General features: G+C 68.8%; 8 protein-coding genes. 5 read left to right on the top strand and 3 right to left on the bottom strand.

What is annotated here, in order from left to right:
• Positions 1-60 precede the first annotated feature (60 nt).
• Positions 61-6,693 carry a LamG-like jellyroll fold domain-containing protein gene (locus P8T65_RS34180; protein ID WP_316729047.1) on the bottom strand — a complete coding sequence of 2,211 codons (6,633 nt, stop codon included), beginning with the start codon at positions 6,691-6,693 and terminating at the stop codon, positions 61-63.
• Between the two features lie 390 nt (positions 6,694-7,083).
• On the opposite strand from P8T65_RS34180, the gene P8T65_RS34175 reads away from it, so the two are divergent.
• From P8T65_RS34175 to P8T65_RS34165, 3 genes are all read left to right on the top strand, one after another.
• Entirely contained in the window at positions 7,084-7,599 is a 516-nt protein-coding gene (locus P8T65_RS34175; RefSeq protein ID WP_316729046.1) for a hypothetical protein, read from the top strand.
• Positions 7,600-7,810: 211 nt separating this feature from the next.
• Positions 7,811-8,641 carry a hypothetical protein gene (locus P8T65_RS34170; RefSeq protein WP_316729045.1) on the top strand — a complete coding sequence of 277 codons (831 nt, stop codon included), beginning with the start codon at positions 7,811-7,813 and terminating at the stop codon, positions 8,639-8,641.
• 583 nt (positions 8,642-9,224) lie between these two features.
• Entirely contained in the window at positions 9,225-10,205 is a 981-nt protein-coding gene (locus tag P8T65_RS34165; RefSeq protein ID WP_316729044.1) for a hypothetical protein, read from the top strand.
• Positions 10,206-10,381: 176 nt separating this feature from the next.
• On the opposite strand, the gene P8T65_RS34160 is transcribed toward P8T65_RS34165, so the two are convergent.
• On the bottom strand, positions 10,382-12,583 hold the full coding sequence (locus P8T65_RS34160) for a DEAD/DEAH box helicase (RefSeq protein ID WP_316729043.1): 2,202 nt from the start codon (positions 12,581-12,583) through the stop codon (positions 10,382-10,384).
• The gene (gene brxD / locus P8T65_RS34155) at positions 12,583-13,932 is read right to left on the bottom strand and encodes a BREX system ATP-binding protein BrxD (protein WP_230212049.1); all 1,350 of its coding nucleotides are present in this window, start codon (positions 13,930-13,932) and stop codon (positions 12,583-12,585) included. The genes P8T65_RS34160 and brxD overlap by 1 nt, the downstream gene beginning before the upstream one ends.
• Before the next feature lie 228 nt (positions 13,933-14,160).
• Here brxD and P8T65_RS34150 point away from each other — a divergent pair, with 228 nt between their 5' ends.
• Both P8T65_RS34150 and P8T65_RS34145 read left to right on the top strand, forming a co-directional pair.
• Positions 14,161-15,978, top strand: a complete 1,818-nt coding sequence (locus P8T65_RS34150; RefSeq protein ID WP_316729042.1) for a DUF262 domain-containing protein — start codon at positions 14,161-14,163, stop codon at positions 15,976-15,978.
• A complete protein-coding gene (locus P8T65_RS34145; protein WP_316729041.1) occupies positions 15,975-17,027 on the top strand; it encodes a CBS domain-containing protein in 1,053 nt (350 codons plus the stop codon). The genes P8T65_RS34150 and P8T65_RS34145 overlap by 4 nt, the downstream gene beginning before the upstream one ends.
• Positions 17,028-17,046 lie beyond the last annotated feature (19 nt).

Raw genomic sequence — 17,046 nt, 5'->3', positions numbered from 1 at the left:
GTGCTGAGCGTCTTGCCTCCGGTGATGGTCTGGGTCTCCTCCTTGACCCGGTCGTCGGCGTCATAGCTGTACGTGGCTGTGCGGTCCAGGCCCCCCCGGGTCGAGCACGCTGCGTTCGGTACGGCCCAGCGCGTCGACGGTGAACGTCTCGGTGGTCTTCCCGCCGCCGGTGACCTGTTTGATCAGGTTGCCCGCGGCGTCGTACGTGTTGCTCTCCAGCACGATGTCGCGCTTGCTCGCGTCGGACTGGGTGACCTGCCTGGCCGTGGTCGTGGCCGGCAGACCGTCGTCGTAGTAGGTGTACGCGGTGGTCGCGCCCATCGCGTCCGTGGTGGAGGCGAGACGGCCGGCTGGGTCGTAGGCGTTGGAGACCAGCACGAGGTCGCGAAGCGTCCCGGAGGGGTCTCCTCGCCAGTCGTCGAGGACCGTCTCGGAGTGCTGGCCTCGGGCGGTGTAGGAGTATGTGAAGTGGGAGTTCGCCGCGTCCGTCATGCCTTCGACACGGCCCAGTCCGTCGTGCTGGAAGCGGGTCGTGTTCGCCTCGGCGTCGGTGACGCTGTCGTTCAGGCCGTGTTCGTCGTAGTGGTAGGTCGTCACGCGCTCGGTGTCGCCACCTGTGGTGTCCTTGACGGTTTCGGACAGGACGTTGCCGTCCTCGTCGTAGGTGCGCTTGATCTGCGCGGTGTGGGTGGTGTCGGTGAGCTCGCTCTTGACCCCGGCGCCGGTCTCGGTGACGACATGGGAGGCCGTGTCGTAGGCGTAGGTCGTGGTCACGCCGTTCGGGTAGGTGTCGGAGACCTGGGTCTCGGAGATCTTCCGTCCCAGCCCGTCGTACGTGTGCTTGGTGACGAGCCCGGAAGGCGAGGTCACCTCGGCCAGGTCGCCGTTGGAGAAGTAGCGGTAGGCGGTGACGGCGCCGCCGGCGGTGGTCTCCTTGTCGACGAGCCCCGCCGGGACGGTGCCGCCGCCGACCGCGGCCTCGGTTCCGGCCGTGTACGTCGTCGACGAGGCGGTGCCGTCGGCGCGGACCGTGCTGGTGGGCAGGCCCAGGGAGTTGTAGGTGAACGAGGCGCGGTAGCGGTCGTCCTTGTGGTCCTTGGACCGCTGGTCGCGGACGGTCAACGGCTTGTCGTTGCGCAGGTCGAGCGGGTCGGCCTCGTTGACGTGGTACGAGCTGAACGAGGTCCAGCAGGAGTCGGCGTCCCGGCAGGTGGTGGTCGACACCGTGTTGCCGCGCTTGTCGTGCCCGGTGATCGTGGCGTGGCCGTTGGGGTCGGTGACGGTGTGCAGGTTGCCGCCGGTGTCATAGGCGTAGCCGGTGACCGCGCCGGTCGCGTCGGTCCGTGACAGCACCCGCTGGCCGCGCAGCGCGTCGTAGGTCGCCGAGCTGGTCTTCTGCTTCGGGTCGGTGACCTTCACCGTGCTGGTCAGCGTGGAGTCGGCGGGCTCGGCCTGCGCCCGGTAGTGGGCGGAGACCTGCTCGGCGGTGAGCGGGTGCCGGTAGAGGGCGACCTCGTCGAGGGTGCCCTGGTAGTGGTACGGGTCCGGGTCCACGCCCATCCAGCTCTCGCTGGCGTATCCGGCGCCCAGGTAGGCGTACGGGCGGGACTGGTCGGAGACCGCGCCGGTGATCGAGCCGACCTTGACGCCGTCCAGGTAGAGCGTCTGGGCGGTGGCGTCAGCGCTGAGCACCACGTGGTGCCACTGCCCGTCGGTCACGGCCTGGGCAGAAGTGAGGGGACCGGTCGCTCCGGTCACGCCGGCCCGGCGGAACTCGCCTCGCAGCTTGCCGGCCTCGTCGATGTTGAGGACCGGACGGAACGAGCCGGGGACCTGGTTGATCGGCGCGTCCTGGAAACCGAGCAGGACGCCGGTGGGCGTGGAGGTGTTGAACCACAGTTCCACGGCGAGTTCCGTGGTGCCCGCGAGGAGCGATCCGGGTAGTTCGGTGTAGGTCGTGCCGTCGGCGCTCAGCGCGCTGTTGCCGGACGGGCCGAAGATTCCGTCCACGTCGAGCCCGGTGTCCGCGGCGCTGGTGTCCGGGTGGAAGGTCGCGGTCGCGTCGGATCCGCCGAGTTCGCTGGCGAGCGCTGTCCCGGAGGCCTCACCGAGCCGCCAGTAGGCGGCCGGGGTGTCCGCGGTGGTCACGCCCTGGTACTGGGTGTCGCTACCGCTGGTGAGGTCCTTACGCGCCTGGAAGTGCGCGGCCGGGGCGGACGAACGCGAGGTGCTCGCCACCCAACTGCTCCCGGACAGGGTGAAGGGGACGATCGCCTTGTCGTAGAAGGCGACCTCGTCGATCTGCCCGGTGAAGTTGCGGTAGCCGCCGGCCTGACCGTCCCAGCCGGTCGAGGCGTAGCCACCGCCGATGAGGACGTGGGGGTGGCGCAGCGTCGGCACACCGTGCTGGTTGTACGCCTGCCGCCTGCCGTCCAGGTAGAGGGCCTGGGCCTGGGCGTTGCCGGTGAGGGTGACGTGGTGCCACTGGCCGTCGATGACGGTCTTCGTGGACAGCAGGCTGGTGGCGGCGGGGTCGAACTTGCCGCGCAGTTTGCCGTCGGCGTCGATCAGCAGCATGGGCCGCCAGCCGGTGGGGGTCTCGCCGAACTCGGCGTTCTGCATGGTGGCCAGCACACCGGGCTCGGTCGTCTTGAACCACAGCTCCACCGACATCGCCGTCGCGGTGCCGAGGGCCTCGGTGGGCACCTCCACGGCGCCGCTGCCGTCGAATTCGGCGGCCGTGTCGTCGCCGCTGGTGAAGATGCCGGGGCTGCCGGGGCGTGCGCCGTCCAGGTAGCTGCCGTTCAGCTCCTCGCCGAGCGGGCTGGCGGCCTCGGCTCCGCTGCGTTCACCGAGCCGCCAGTAGCCGGTGGCCCCACCGCCCTGGATCGTCCGCGCGTAGGAGGACGAGGCGTTGGAGTACGAGGGGGCCGAGACCGTCCACGTACCGCCGTTGGCGTCCGTGTGCTCCTTCAGCCGTCCGGAGCCGGAGTCGTACACAGCGGTGGCGTGTGTGCGGCCCGACGGCAGCGTGACCTTGGTGATCTGGCCGACGGAGGCGCGGGCCGCGTAGTGCTCGGCGATGGTCGCGGCGTTCAACGGGTGTGCGTAGAGGGCGACTTCGTCCAGCTGCCCGGCGAAGCGGTACTCGCCGGTGGCCACACCCATCCAGCTGGCGCTGGCGTATCCGGCGCCCAGGTAGGCGTAGTCGCGGGACTGGTCGGCCACTGCGCCCGCGATCGAGCCGACCTTCTTGCCGTCCAGGTACAGCGTCTGTCCGGTCGCGGAGGCGGTGAGCACGGCGTGGTGCCAGGCGCCGTCCGTGACGGCCGTGGTGGAGGTGATCGGTCCGGTGGCGCCGGTGACGCCGACCCTGCGGAACTCGCCACGCAGCTTGCCGGCCGCGTCGATGTTCAGGACCGGACGGTAGGAGGTGGGCTTGTCACCGAGTTCCTCATTCTGGAAGCCGACCAGGACGGCGGTGGCCTTGGTTGTTTTGAACCAGAGCTCGATCGTCGGGTACGCCGTCGACTGGAGGGTGTCCGAGGGCAGTTCGACTGCGGAGTCGGTGCCGTCGAAGCCGCCGGAGGTGTCGGTGGTGCCGGCGATCGCCGAGGCGCCGCCCAGCGTGACGTCCCGGTACGCGGCGTCGTTCAGGCCGGTGCGCGAGGGGGCGTCGCTGGCCGCCGTGGCGCCCTCGCTCTCGCCGAGCCGCCAGTAGGAGGTCGGGGAGGCGTCCAGGACACCACTTCGATAGACCGAACCGGTGTCGTACGCGTACTGGGTGCACTTGCTGGTCGAGGAGGGCGGGCACACCTTCGTCAGGCGATCGCCGTCATAGGAGTACGACCAGGCCAGACCGGGGGCCTCGGGGCCGACCACGCTCGTGGTCACGGTGTCGACGTGGTCGCCGGACCAGGTGAAGATCAGGGAGCGGCCGGAGAGTTCGTCGATGACCTTGATGACGGGACCGCCGGTCTCACTCTGGTGCTGGACCTTCTGACCGCGTCCCGCGGAGTCGACGATCCGGGAGAGCACGCCACCGGCCAGGAAGTGATAGACGCTGCCGGAACGTTCCCGCAGCTGCCACGCCCCACCCTGGTTCTGCAGAGTGAGCGAACCGCCTGCCGGGCCCGCGTAGGTGCCGTCGGCGTTCTTGCCGAACCTGACCTGCGAGCCGTCGGCGAGGGTCACCAGGACCATGCCGATCTCGGTCTCCTGGCGCAGCCGCATGTCCCAGGGGGTGGACCAGCCGGCGCCGAACGCGCCGTCCGAACGCGGGTCGAGGGAGTTGTAGGTACGGGTGACGGCCAGCTCCGGACCCACGGTGGTGATCGCCGCGTCCGTGGCGGCGGTGACGTAGTTGCCCGCGCGGGTACCGATCTCCTTACCGCTGTCCGCGCCGCCCAGATGACTGGTCACCGTCGGCTGCGGCACCTCGGTGCTGATCAGCGCGGCGCCCGGCCGGGCCGAGGTCTCGTCACCGTCGTACGCGTAGGCGTACCACGCGTAGGTCTTGCCCCAGGACAGCCACCCGGACGGCACCGTCCACTGCGTCTCGTCGCTGCGCGTGCCCTTCCTGCAGTTCTTGCGGAGGTCACTGCCCTCGACCTCGCACACCTCGAAGGTGTAGTGCAGCGTGGCCTTGGGATAGCCGTCGATGTCCTTGCCCTTGGCCCACAGGGTCGGGGTCAGGGTGTCGACGACCGCCCCGCTGCCGGGCGACGCGGCGGTCAGCTGCGGTGGGATGTTCACCGCGGAGAACTTGATGGCGGGGCCGGGAACACCGGCGGTGGTGAAGCGGCTGACTCCGTAGTCGGTCATCGTCCACTGCAGGGTGTATGTGGCGGGCGCCAGAGGTGCGATCTTCGCGTCCACGGTCACGCTCTCGCCGGGCGAGACCGCCTCCGGCATCTCCGTGTACGCGATCTTGTCGCTGTCCTCGATCTCCTTGCCCTTGGAGTCGTACAGGTTGTAGCGGAGCTTGTAGTCGCCACCCTTGGGCCAGGTCTCCTGCCCCTGGTTCTTGACGGTGAGCTTCTGCACGCCCTGGGAGGTGGCGGTCACCGGGGCCGTGAAGTCACCCATCGTGTAGGTGGCGCCGTACTTCGTCCAGGTCACGTCCAGGCTGGGCTTGCCGCTCGGGTAGTCGTCGGAACCGAACTGCTTCCACCCCTTGGAGTCGCTCGTGGACGCCTTCACGGCCAGGCCGTAGTTCTTCTTGCGGGCGTGAGTCCAGTCGTTGACCAGCTTGCGGCCGGCCGAACCGAGCTTGATGCTCTCCCAGGCCGGACCGCACGACCACGTCTCGGTGCCCGAGGGCCGCCAGCCGTGCGCGAAGCTCTTCGAGGCCAGCGACGAACCGGTGGACGGGCCGGGGTACTTGGTGGTCGTGGACTCCGACCAGTTCGAGGTGATGGGGTGGACCGTCACCGGGCGGGCGGTGCACGACTGCGACCAGGTGTTGTAGAGCGCGAGGTTGGTGTTGAGCACCCACGCGTTCTTCAGCGTGCTCTCCACACCGGTGAACCTCAGGAAGGCCGCGGCCTTGTGGCTGCCACCGTCGTACGTGCCCACCTTGAGCACACTGTCGCTGGAGAAGTTCTGGTTGTACGGCGACTGCACATAGGTCCCCGAGGTGGAGTCGAACGACTTGACCGACGGGTCGACCCGCACGGGAAAGACCCGCTCCGGATCCGACAGCCACGCCTCGTCCAGCTTCACGACCAGCACCTGCCGACCGCTCGCCTCGTCCAGGCTGAAGGTGACGCCGGAGGATATGGAGCCCTCGTTGGCGTCCTCGGCGAGGTTGGAGTCCTGCATCCACCCGGCGGGCATCCAGGCGCGCCCGTTGCCGTCGGCATCGACGAAGACCACGCTCCCGTGTTCGTCGATCCGCGCGGTCAGCCCCTGCAGCTCCAGGGGGAAGCGCCAAGTGGTGGGCGCGTCCGCGTCCTTGAGGACCAGCGTCTCCTTCACCGAGTCACTGCCGGAGATGAGCTCCAGGTCGGCGTCACGACGAACGTCCGGGTAGATGATGACACTGCCCTCGGCCTGCCCGACGGCAGCGCTCGCACCCTCGACGGCGTACCCGATGGACAGACCGTCACCGACCTGCATCCGCACCAAAGGGTCACCGTCGGCGGAGCCGGCGAACTCGATCGGCGTCTCGGTGGAACGGGTCTCCCAGTCCCCCTCCTCGGCGCTCATCGTCCTCGGGCCGGACTCCTCCTGGGGCACCAGCGTCGTGTCGACGTCCTTCCAGCTCCCGTCCTTCGCACGGAAGTTGACGGGCTCACTGTAGAAGCGCGTGGTGTAGGTGCCATCCTCGTTCAGGAACGTGCGCTCCCGCTCCTTGCGCTTGTCCTTGACCTCCTTGCTGTCCTCGTCATCGAAGCCATCGGCGGCGGGCGCGTCAGGCGCCGCCACCTCCTTCACCGATCCCGGCTCCGGCGGCTTCGACGTGGCGCGCAGCTCGGTCGTCCCCGACTGACCCTCGACCGGAAGCTCACCGCGTCCCCTGAGCGGCCCGTCGTTGCCGCCCTTGGCGGCCGCGTCCGTGGCTTCGGCGGAAGCCTTGTGACTGCGCCCGTCCGCGCTGCCCCACCTCTGGTCGGGGGCGCTTCCCGTGGAAGCTTCCCCGGAGCGGTCGGCTGCAAGGACAGCGCGCTCGGTTCCCGTCAGCACGGCCATCAGGAGAACCACAGAAACGACAAGCGGACGTGCCGGGCGCACGGGACCCCCCCACTCAATGATCAAAAATAGGAGGCTTTATAGACATGTCCACAGAGCGCGCACAAGGGGCTCATGCCGTATCGCAATGATGAAGTGATAATGAACACGTCATAATTGGCTGCTTATCAACTTGTAACGGGCCCTTGAGGCTTCTGTTTCTGCCCTCATGGCAACAGCCACTCACACTCCGGCAGGAGAGCACGCCACGTCGGCTCACCGAGCATCGAGCGGGCTCTGTCGAAGTCGACCAGTCAGCCAATCGCCCCGTCGAAGATCCGGGATGCGGCGACTACGCGACCGTGCCCGAACGAACCCACCTTGTCCTACCCGCGTGGGATCATGCCGCGCATGACCGACCGAGCACTGACACTGGAGATCCTCACGGACCGGGGATTCACGGGATTCGTCCCCTTCTCGGAACTGCCGGAGGCCGGGGTGCCCCTGGATGCCGGCATCTACGTCGTCGTGCGCCCCGATGTGTCCGCCCCGGAGTTCCTGCCCCTGAGTCCGGCTGGGCATTTCCAGGGCCGTGATCCCTCCGTTTCTCGCGACACATTGGCTGAGGCCTGGGCCGGTGGGGCCATGGTGCTGTACGTAGGCAAGGCGACCACCGGCAGAAGCGGTCGGCGCGGACTGCGGAAGCGGCTCGACGAGTACCGGCGTCACGGCGCCGGAGAAGCGGTGGGTCACTGGGGTGGGCGCTATGTCTGGCAGTTGGCGGACTCGGGCTCGTTGCTGGTCGGATGGCTGTCGACGCCGGAGCGGGACCCCGGCGACGCCGAAGCCCAGCTGATCGCCGAATTCATCGGGGTCCACGGCAAGCGGCCCTTCGCCAACCGGAACAGGGGCCGCCTGATCAAGTAGCTCCAGGGGGGACCAGCCAGGCCCGTCAGCGCGTTACACCCTGTATCGGCACTCCTCGCCCGGCCGCCCCGGCAAGACCGTACGGTCGGAGCTGCGCGTGCCGACCGGAGGCCACCCACCCTGCGGCCCCGGCCGGATGCGAGAATGCGGTCCCTGGGTGGGGAAGCGCTCGCTCCGGGCGGGCGCGAGCACCGCGTGAACGGGGGTAGCCATGGCGGTGGTCATGTGTCCACTGTGCAGCGACGACGAGGACATCGAGGTGGTGCGCACGCTCGACGGCGGACGTCGGCTCGTGAAGCACCGCTGCGGCTATGAATGGGAGCACAAGGAGCCCACCGTCCCGCAGAGGAACCTCCTTCGCTCCTTCGACGACCTCAAGGCCCGTTTCCCGAAAGCCGAGGACGTCGATCCCGAGCAGGTGGAGCGGGTGGCCCGGCTGAAAGAGCAGTACCTCGCCGACAAGCCGGACTTCGACCCCGACGTGGCGGCCTACTGGTCGAGGTACCAGCGGATCTTCTCCCCCGACGGGCTGTGGACGTGCGACCCCAGAGCCCTCAAGGACTTCGCCAACTCCGAGGTGGGAGCACGCCCCGGTAATCAGGCCACGTTCAACTCCGCGTGGAACGACATGGGCGATGCCGCGGCCGGGGAGTCGACCCGCAGGACGATCGAGTACCTCCTGCACGGACCCGACGACGTGCCGCTCGAAGACCGGCTCCAGCGCCTGCTGTCCGGCACCGAGCCGTTCGCCATGACCGGTTTCAAGGAGGCGCTCCTCACGAGGGTTCTCTGTGTGATGTACCCCGACCGGTTCCTGACGATCCTCAAGTACACGACGGAGGCCGGGGGCAAGCGCGAGGTCGCGCGACTGGTCTACGGACTGGAGCTGCCGACACCCGAGTCGGTGAACTGGACCCTCGGCCGGCTCATCCTCTGGAGCAATGATCTCCTGCATGCCCTCGTCGGCGAGGGTTTCGCCAACCAGCAGCACTCCGCGGCGTTTCTGTGGTGGGCCAAGGACCAGGTCGGCGGATTGCGGTAGGGGCGTCGGACTGCCCCCGCCTGTCCTGTGTCCGGCATCTTCGCTGTGACGGCTGTGACGTCTTCGGTCACGTCGGGACTCACTCGCCCCGCTGACGCTCCCGTCACTCGAACGAGTGGCGCCCCAACTCGCGCACGAACGGGCTGGGTTCGGAGGGGTTGGTAATTTCCCCAAAGGCTCTTGAGAACATCGCGCAGGACCGAGTCACGGGGTCCCGCGTCCCGGTGCCGACCTGGGCGAACAGCCGGCCACACGGCCGTACGACGCCCGTCTCGACCACCCGGGAATCCGCACGAAAGCGCACCCCTCCCCACCCGCCACCGGCGAGCGGCTCACGTCCCTCAGGGTCGCTCTTGGCCCTGCCGCGCGCGTGGGACAGACCCCACGGCTCACTACGATCCATCGACCCGAAAGCGGTCCGGTCGGTCGTACAGATGGCTGCTGCAGGGATCAACTCCGCTCTCCGAAAGGCCCCCTGGCCATGTCCCACCCCACACCCGCCCCCGGCCCTCCGCCACCGCCATCCTTCGGCCCGCCCCGCACTGCCTGGTGGCGAACCGGGCGGGCTCGCGTCGGCTTCGTCATGGCCGTACCGGTGCTCGGCGTCCTCAACGAGTTCCTCGGGATTCTCGCGCTGATCGTCGCGCTCTTCCTCCTGTGGTGGGGCAACGCCTGGCCGAAGGGGTGGAAGGTGACCGCGACCGTCGTGGCCGTACTCCTGCTCGGGGCGGTCCTGCCCCCGGCACCCCAGGACAGGACGTCGGACACAGTGGCGGAGGCGGACGTGAAGGCCCGGAACGCCGGAAGGCCCGCCACCTCCGCCCACCCAAGGGGTACGGCGGAGCAGGCGCAGGGGTCTGAGCCGACAACCGACCCGGAGATCCCGGACTTCCGCGGCCTGCGGCTCGACAAAGCGAAGAAGAGGGCACAGGCGGAGGGGTTCACCGTCGGCGACCACGACGCGTCCGACCAGGGCGACGGCATCTGGATGCGCTCCGACTGGACCGTCTGCTTCCAGGAGGCCGGCACATCACCGGGCGGCACGAGGACGATCGACTTCGGAGCCGTGCGCACCGGGACTCCCTGCCCCGCGCGGGACGGCGGCCCCATCCCCTGGCCGAGGATGCCACATCTGATCGGCGCGACGTGGACGGCAGCTCAGGAGAAGCTCGCCGCTCTCGATCCCTCGCCCGATCACGTGTACGCAGACACGATCTACGGAAACGACAGCCTCCCCGACGAGGGCGAGTACGACGAGTGGAAGGTGTGTGCGCACGATCCGGACCGAAGGGAACGGATCACCGACAGCACGTGGGTGAGGCTGTGGCTGTCCGCACCGGAGAACGACTGTCCTGCCCAGGCAGAGGAGGACAACGGATCCGCCCAGCTACCCGACCGCGATGACGACGGGGACCCGGACTATCACGACCCGTTCCCTGGTGACCAGAACCGCAACAGCACCTTCCCGGACGGCCTGACCGGAAGCTCGGGTGGCTCAGGTGGATCGTCGAGCGGCTCGTCCGGTGGAGGTGGCTGGGGCGGCTGCCGCTCCCGCTGGTGCTGAGCAGAAGGCGCGGCGGGCTGCTGGACCCCGCTCAAGCACCGTCCGCTGCGGACGCGGCTTTGACCACTGTGGTCGCGTAGACCGGGAGGCCTTCGCCTTTCCGTAGTACCGAAGCAGTCACAGGGACGGGGTAGCCTCAACCGTCCGGATCGAAGCAGCCTTGGCGGCTTTCCGATTCAGCCTTCGTACTGAAAGCGCGTCAGCTCGCCGAGCACCGAACGGGCGCTCTCGAAGTCGGCCAAGCGGGCCGCCACCGTGGCCACGGCGAGGCGTTCCGGAAGGGCGGCGGAGAACTTCAAGCCGCGTACGGCCCTGGGGTCCACGTCGGGCAGGACGAGGTTCTCGCCGACGTTCTCACGGGCCGTACGCCAGGCGGCCGGGCTGAGATTCTCGCGAAGGCGCAGCCAGCTGTCGGTGGGCCGTTGCAGGGGGTCGGTGACGGACTGCAGGGTGGCCGCCAGGGTGGCGTTTGCCCGGTAGCCGGCCCAGGTCCACCAACGGACATCGGAGCCCACGCGCGTGATCAACGTGCCGCCCGGGTGAACGGTGTCAGGTGCGTCGGTTTCGCGCTGTTCGGCGAGGCACGCCTCCGCCCGCCGGGTAAGGGAGACGGGCGGGCTCGCGCCCAGCAGCACCTCGCGCATGGCACGCGTCAACGCGTACGACAGTCCGGCGACGCCACCGTTCATCCACTTGGCGACTCCACCGCCGTCGGCCGGCTCGACGAAGGCGCGTTTGCGCAGCCAGTCGATGTAGGTGACCTGCCAGCTGCGTCCACCCAGGAGCAACCTCCGGGGGCCGGGGCGTTCCTCGGTGAGCACGCTCGGGTCGGTGCGACCGATCTCCGTGCGTCCGGACAGGACAGTGAACTGCGGAGGTGCGGTGAAGGAGGCGGTGAGTTCGATGAAGTGCCTTCTACCGAAGCGACGTTCCGCCTCGGGGCCGACGAACAGCATGCCGCCGTCGTTGTCGAGGAAGCCCTCTTCAGTCAGGAAGCGCAGGATCGGGGCAGCCGACTTGTCGAAGGGGGCGAGGCCGTTCCACTGTCGGTCCCACAGCCGGTCGCCGAGCTTGTGCTGTTGCAGGGTGACGGCGAGCAGTTGCTGGGCCACCAGGTGACGCGGTACCGGCGGAGGCTCGACCGGTTCGACCCAGCCCCGCGACCACAGCAGCAACAGGCCCGCCGCCTGCAGCAGTGTGTTCTTGTGGGTGGTGAGGAACAGACAGTTCCGCAAGGTCCCGGCACGTCGGCCGGTGCGGCCGATGCGCTGCAGGAACGAGGCTACGGAGGCCGGTGAGTCGATCTGGATCACGCGGTCCAGGTCACCGACGTCGATGCCGAGCTCAAGGGTCGACGTGGAGACGATGACGCAATCGCGTGCCTCGGCGAACGCTCGCTCGGAACGGGTGCGTTCATCGACGGAGAGCGAGGCGTGGGACAGGAAGACCGTCACCTCGCGGGCGCGGAGCGCCGCGCCCAGCTCCTCGACCTGGCGGCGCGAGTCGCAGAAGACGAGCCGCTTCTCCCCTCTGTGCAGCGCGGCAATGAGTTTGGCCGCGTTGTCGAGGGAGCCGACGTAGTCGAGTTCCACATCGCCCGCCGGCCTGTTGGACGGCTCTGGGCTCGCTTTGGCGCTGTGGCCGCTGCCGTCCGTGGTCGGCAGGTGCACTCCGGGGGCAACCACCTGACCAGTGCGACTGCGGACGCCGGCCCCTTGCAGCCAGTGCAGCAACTCGGCCGGGTTGCCGACAGTCGCCGAGAGCCCGACGCGCTGAATGGGCCGTCCGGTGACCCGCTCCAGCCGTTCCAGCACGGCGAGCAGGTGCCATCCCCGGTCATCGCCTGCGAACGCGTGCACTTCGTCGACGACGACGGCCCGCACGCTCCCCAACAGGCGTGCATGGTCGGTCTTCACGCCGATCAGCATCGCTTCGAGTGACTCGGGCGTGGTCAGCAGGATGTCCGGCGCCTCTGCCCGGATGCGCTGCCGTTGTGATTCCTTGGTGTCACCGTGCCAGAGCGCAGCCCGCCGTCCCAGCCACTGGGCATAGGAGTCGACACGGACGACCAGGTTGTTGAGAAGCGCCTTGAGCGGGCACAAGTACAGCACGGACGTACCGGTCCACCCCTGCTCGGCCATCGCCGACAGCAGAGGAAAACAGGCCGCCTCGGTCTTGCCTCCCGCCGTCGGAGCCAGGAGTACGGCGTCCTGTCCCTCCATGAGCGGTGTGATCGCCGCACGCTGCAGAGGGCGCAGGTCGGGCCAGCCGAGTGTGTTGACGATGTGATGCAGGACAACGGGATCGAGCCGCTCCAGCACATCGGCGTCCTCGCCACCCGAGCCTCTCCCCGCCGGAAGTCCCGCGTCCGCCGCCATCACAGCTCCAGGTCGATGTCGTCGGCCGACGCGGAGCCGCCGGCGACCGCGGCGGCGAGGTTTCGCTCCACATCGGTGAGTTCGCTGCCCGCGACCGTCAGCCGGTAGTGCTGCCGGGGATCGAAGTCGTCGAACTGGTCCACGCGGTCGAGCACGTCCCCGACGAGTTTCTTCAGGAACAACCGGGGAGCCACCCCGACCTTCCCGCCCAGCGCTCCGCCGACGGCCACCGCGAGGTCGGCGACGTAGGCGTCGTCGACGACCGTCCGCACGCGTTCAGGCATGGCCGCGGCATCGGCGTACAGGTCACGGATGGTGAGGCCGAGTCCGACCAGAGACTCCTGGTTGAACCCGGGGAGCCTGATCTGCACGGCCCGGGGGTTGTCGAAGCGCGGGTCGGTGGTGAAGTCCGTGGCGAGCCTCTGGGCGAGCGGTGCCAGGCGCTGCACGCCTTGCTGCCCGTCGTAGAAGGCGGGTGTGCCGGTGATGACGAGGTACAGGCCGGGGAAGCGGCCGGAGTGCACCTCGTCGATGAGCTGCCGCAGCGAGTTGAGCGCCTTGTCCCGGGCGTCCGACCGGACCCGCTGGAGCGTCTCCACCTCGTCGAGGACGACGAAGAGCCCGGTGTGCCCGGAGTCGCGCAGCACGGTGAGGAGGCCCTGCAGGAAACCGAGGGCACCGAAATGGTCGAGGTCGCCGCGCACCCCGGCGAACCTGCGGGCGGAGGCCGCCACATGCGGCTGGCCGCCGAGCCACGCCAGGACGGCCGAGGCGGTCGCCTCGTCCCCGTCCGCGAGGGCGGCCCGGTAGCCGCGCAACGCGGTGGCGAAGGACGGGGCGTGCCGGGACACCTCGGCGAGCCGCGCCACGAGCAGTTTCTCCACTTCGCCGGGCAGCTCCTCCTCGGTCGCGCCGGCTGCGAGGGCGTCCTCCTCCAGGGCGTAGAACCAGGCGTCGACCACGGGCCGCAGGGCGCTGGGCGGGAAGCTGGACGTGGTGAGCCTTTCGGTGAGCCGCCGGTAGACCGTCTCCAGCTTGTGCAGCGGCGTCTCGTTCTCCGAGATCTGGATCTCGGCCACGGCGAAGTTGCGGCGCTTGGCCCGCTCGCCCAGCCAGCGCGTGAAGAACGTCTTGCCGGACCCGTACTCACCCCGTACGGCCTTGAACACGGACCCCCCGGACGACACGGCGTCCAGCTCGGCGTCCAGGGCCGTCTCGAACCGGTCGAGGCCGGTCGCGAGCAGGTCGAGCCCGCTCTCGGGCACGGCTCCACGGCGCAGGGCGTCAATGACGGTACGGCGGCGGGCCGCGCTGACCTGGGCGGGGCGCTTGGATCCGGTGGTGCTCACGAGGACCAGTGTTCCATCTCCCTGTGCGCCGTGGCCTCGAGGAAGTTGTGTCCTACCCGGTTCGTGACTCTGTGGGCCCGCTGTCTCCCTCCTCATGGCCCCGTCCCTGAAACCTGATCCGGACGGCGCCCGCGGTCATCTCGTTGTTCGGTGAACCAGTTGACTGTCACCGGAAAGCGCTGATGAAATCACTCTCCGTACAGGCATCAGGGTGGGAAGTGGAGTCACATGGCGGCCCTCGACAACGTGAAGCTGAAGGACGTTCTGGCGGATGTCGCCTCGGGGTCCTTACAACTGCCCGACTTCCAGCGGAACTGGAAGTGGGACGACGACCGGATCCGGGCGATCATCGCGACGGTCACCCTCGACTACCCGCTGGGCGTCGTGATGACGCTGCAGACCGGCGGCGCCACCCGGTTCCGTTCGCGGACCCTCACCGGTGCGCGGCCGGACGGGGACCCGGCGGCCGACCTCCTGCTGCTGGACGGACAGCAGCGCCTCACCTCCCTCTTCCAGGCCCTGTGGCTCGACGCCCCGGTGGAGACGGCGGACTCCCGGAGCAAGCCCATCCAGCGGTGGTACTACGTCGACATCGCGAAGGCCGTCGGACCGTCCGCGGACCGTGACGAGGCCGTCGTGTCCGTCCCGGCCGACAAGGTGCTCAGGACGGACTTCAACCGCACCGTGGTGCTGGATCTGAGCAGCACCGAGGCCGAGTGCGCGGCCGGTCTCTTCCCGCTCCACTTCGTCTTCGACGCCCAGCGCGTGAACGAGTGGAAGAAGGCGTACATCAAGGCCGACGAGGACCGGAACTGGGACCTGTGGGGCCAGTTCGACGAAGCGGTCCTGCAACAGGTCCGCGCCTTCCAGGTCCCGATGATCCGCCTGGGCGCCTCCACCTCCATGGACGCCGTCTGCGCGGTGTTCGAGCGAGTCAACACGGGCGGCGTTCCCCTGAACGTGTTCGAACTGCTCACCGCGACGTACGCCGGGGACCGCGACTATGTGGACCAGACCGGGGACTACTACCAACTCCCCGAGGTGTGGCGGGAGATCAAGCAAGCGCTGGCGAGCAAGTACCCGGTCTTCGGCCGCGTCGACAGCGGTCTCGAGAACGGGCTGAGCAGCATCGACTTCCTGCAGGCCATCGCCTTGGTGCGCACCTGGGAGCGCAAGCAGGCGGGCCTCGGGGCCACGGTGTCCTGCAAGCGCCGCGATCTGCTCGACCTCCCCCTGGCCGACTTCGTCCGTCTGGCGCCCAAGCTCGCCGACGCGTTCGCGTGGGTTGGTGACTTCCTGGAACGGCAGTGCATCGTCCGCCCGGCCGACCTGCCGTACAAGACGCAGCTCGTCCCGCTCGCGGCCGTCCGCGCCATCCTCGACACGGCGATGGACGGTCTGGGGGCGGAGGAGAAGATCGAGCAGTGGTACTGGTGCGGGGTGCTCGGTGAGATGTACGGCGGCTCCACGGAGACGCGCTTCACCAAGGACGTCGAGCAGTTCGTCCCCTGGATCGCGCAGGATGAGAGGGCACCCGAGACGGTCACCGAGGCGTTCTTCTTCGCCGAGCGCCTCGACACCCTCACCACCCGCAACAGCGCCGCCTACAAGGGGATCTACGCCCTGCTGATCAGGCAGGGGGCGGTGGACTGGCACCACACGGACGCCCCGCTCAGCCCCGGCCGACTGGACGAGTACGGCGTGGACGTCCGGCAGATCTTCCCCAAGGCCTGGTTCCGGCGGGGCAACAGCCAGGGTCTGCCAACGAGTTCGATCGTGAACAAGACCCCCCTGTCGTACCGCGCGGCCATGGACATGACGGGGGCGCCGTCGTCGTACGTGTCAACGATGATCGCCGCGTCCGACACCCGTCCCGAGTGGTTCGACGATGTCCTGACCACCCACCTGATCGACCCGGACGCCTTGCGCGAGAACGACTACGAGCGCTTCTACCGCGACCGCTCCAAGCAGTTGCAGGACCTGGTGCACTCCGCCATGGGCAAGAAGACGATGCTCCGCGACCTGCCGGAGGACGACGCCCGATGACGACCAGGCCGCAGGAGCCGGACCTCGCCTCGCTCAAGGGCAGGACCGTGGCCGTGCAGGAGATCCTCGACCTGTTCCAGGTCAGGGTCCGAGATCACCGGACGGTGCACCGGATCTCGCAGGCCCTGACGGACGCCGGGCTGACCACACTGCCGGACTTCGCCGTCTGCGCACTGCGCACCACAGTCGACGTCGTGCCGCTGGCGGCCGTGCCCGCGCAGCGCACACCGGCCGACACGGACGACGAAACCGACGCGACGGACGAGGCCCTGCCCTCGCACGCCCTGCCCCAGCGGCTCCTGCTCGGCGACATCCCGTCCGCGCGGCGCGGCGTGGTGTCCGTGGGCCCTGGCACGCCCCTGTCCCAGACGACCTTTCTGATGCGCACGAAGGGCCTCTCCCAGATTCCGGTGACCACCGGCATGGCACAGGTCCACGGCGTGGTCACCTGGGGGGCCGTGGCCAAGATGTACGAGGCGGGGAAGGAGGCCACCCTCGACAACGCGATGGAGAAGGACTCGCTGCCCGTCGCCGACGCCCGGCAGGAGTTCTTCGCCGCCCTCCCTGTCATCCGCGAGCACGGCTATCTGCTCGTCCGCGGGGACGACGGCTGCCTCTCCGGCATCGTCACCGCCGCGGACGTCACGGACCGCTTCGAGGGGGCGGCACGTCCTTTCTTCATCGTGGGCGACATCGAGTCCCTGCTGCGCCGCTGCCTGGGCGCGGCTCTGGACACGGAGACCATCAAGGCGGTCCAGACGAACAAGAGACCGGAGCACCGCACCGGCCAGGTGTCGGACCTGATGTTCGGCGACTACCTGAGACTCCTGGACGGAGACCAGACGAGGCAGTCCTTCGCCGAACAGGCCGACCGCAACTGGGAGGCCCTGAAGTGGCCCAACATGCCCCGGGAGCAGTTCATCGGCCTGCTGAGGCGGGTGAAGGACATCCGTAACCGGATCGCCCACTTCGACGAGAAGCCCCTTCCGCCGGAAATGATCGACGAGCTGACGACCTTCGCGAAGGTTCTGAGGGCGTTCGCGTCATGAGGTAGCGAGCGACGCGGGA

It is taken from the genome of Streptomyces sp. 11x1 (assembly GCF_032598905.1).
Taxonomy (GTDB): Bacteria; Actinomycetota; Actinomycetes; order Streptomycetales; family Streptomycetaceae; genus Streptomyces.
The sequence above is the reverse complement of the archived record's forward strand: the minus strand, read 5'-3'. Positions and strand labels throughout refer to the sequence as shown.

What these genes read in the sequence shown, in the direction of transcription:
- P8T65_RS34150 (WP_316729042.1), top strand. Translation starts at nt 14,161, where the DNA reads ATGGCGGCCCTCGACAACGTGAAGCTGAAGGACGTTCTGGCGGATGTC.
- P8T65_RS34170 (WP_316729045.1), top strand. Translation starts at nt 7,811, where the DNA reads ATGGCGGTGGTCATGTGTCCACTGTGCAGCGACGACGAGGACATCGAG.
- P8T65_RS34160 (WP_316729043.1), bottom strand. Translation starts at nt 12,583, where the DNA reads ATGGCGGCGGACGCGGGACTTCCGGCGGGGAGAGGCTCGGGTGGCGAG.
- P8T65_RS34145 (WP_316729041.1), top strand. Translation starts at nt 15,975, where the DNA reads ATGACGACCAGGCCGCAGGAGCCGGACCTCGCCTCGCTCAAGGGCAGG.
- P8T65_RS34165 (WP_316729044.1), top strand. Translation starts at nt 9,225, where the DNA reads ATGGCCGTACCGGTGCTCGGCGTCCTCAACGAGTTCCTCGGGATTCTC.
- P8T65_RS34180 (WP_316729047.1), bottom strand. Translation starts at nt 6,693, where the DNA reads ATGGCCGTGCTGACGGGAACCGAGCGCGCTGTCCTTGCAGCCGACCGC.
- P8T65_RS34175 (WP_316729046.1), top strand. Translation starts at nt 7,084, where the DNA reads ATGACCGACCGAGCACTGACACTGGAGATCCTCACGGACCGGGGATTC.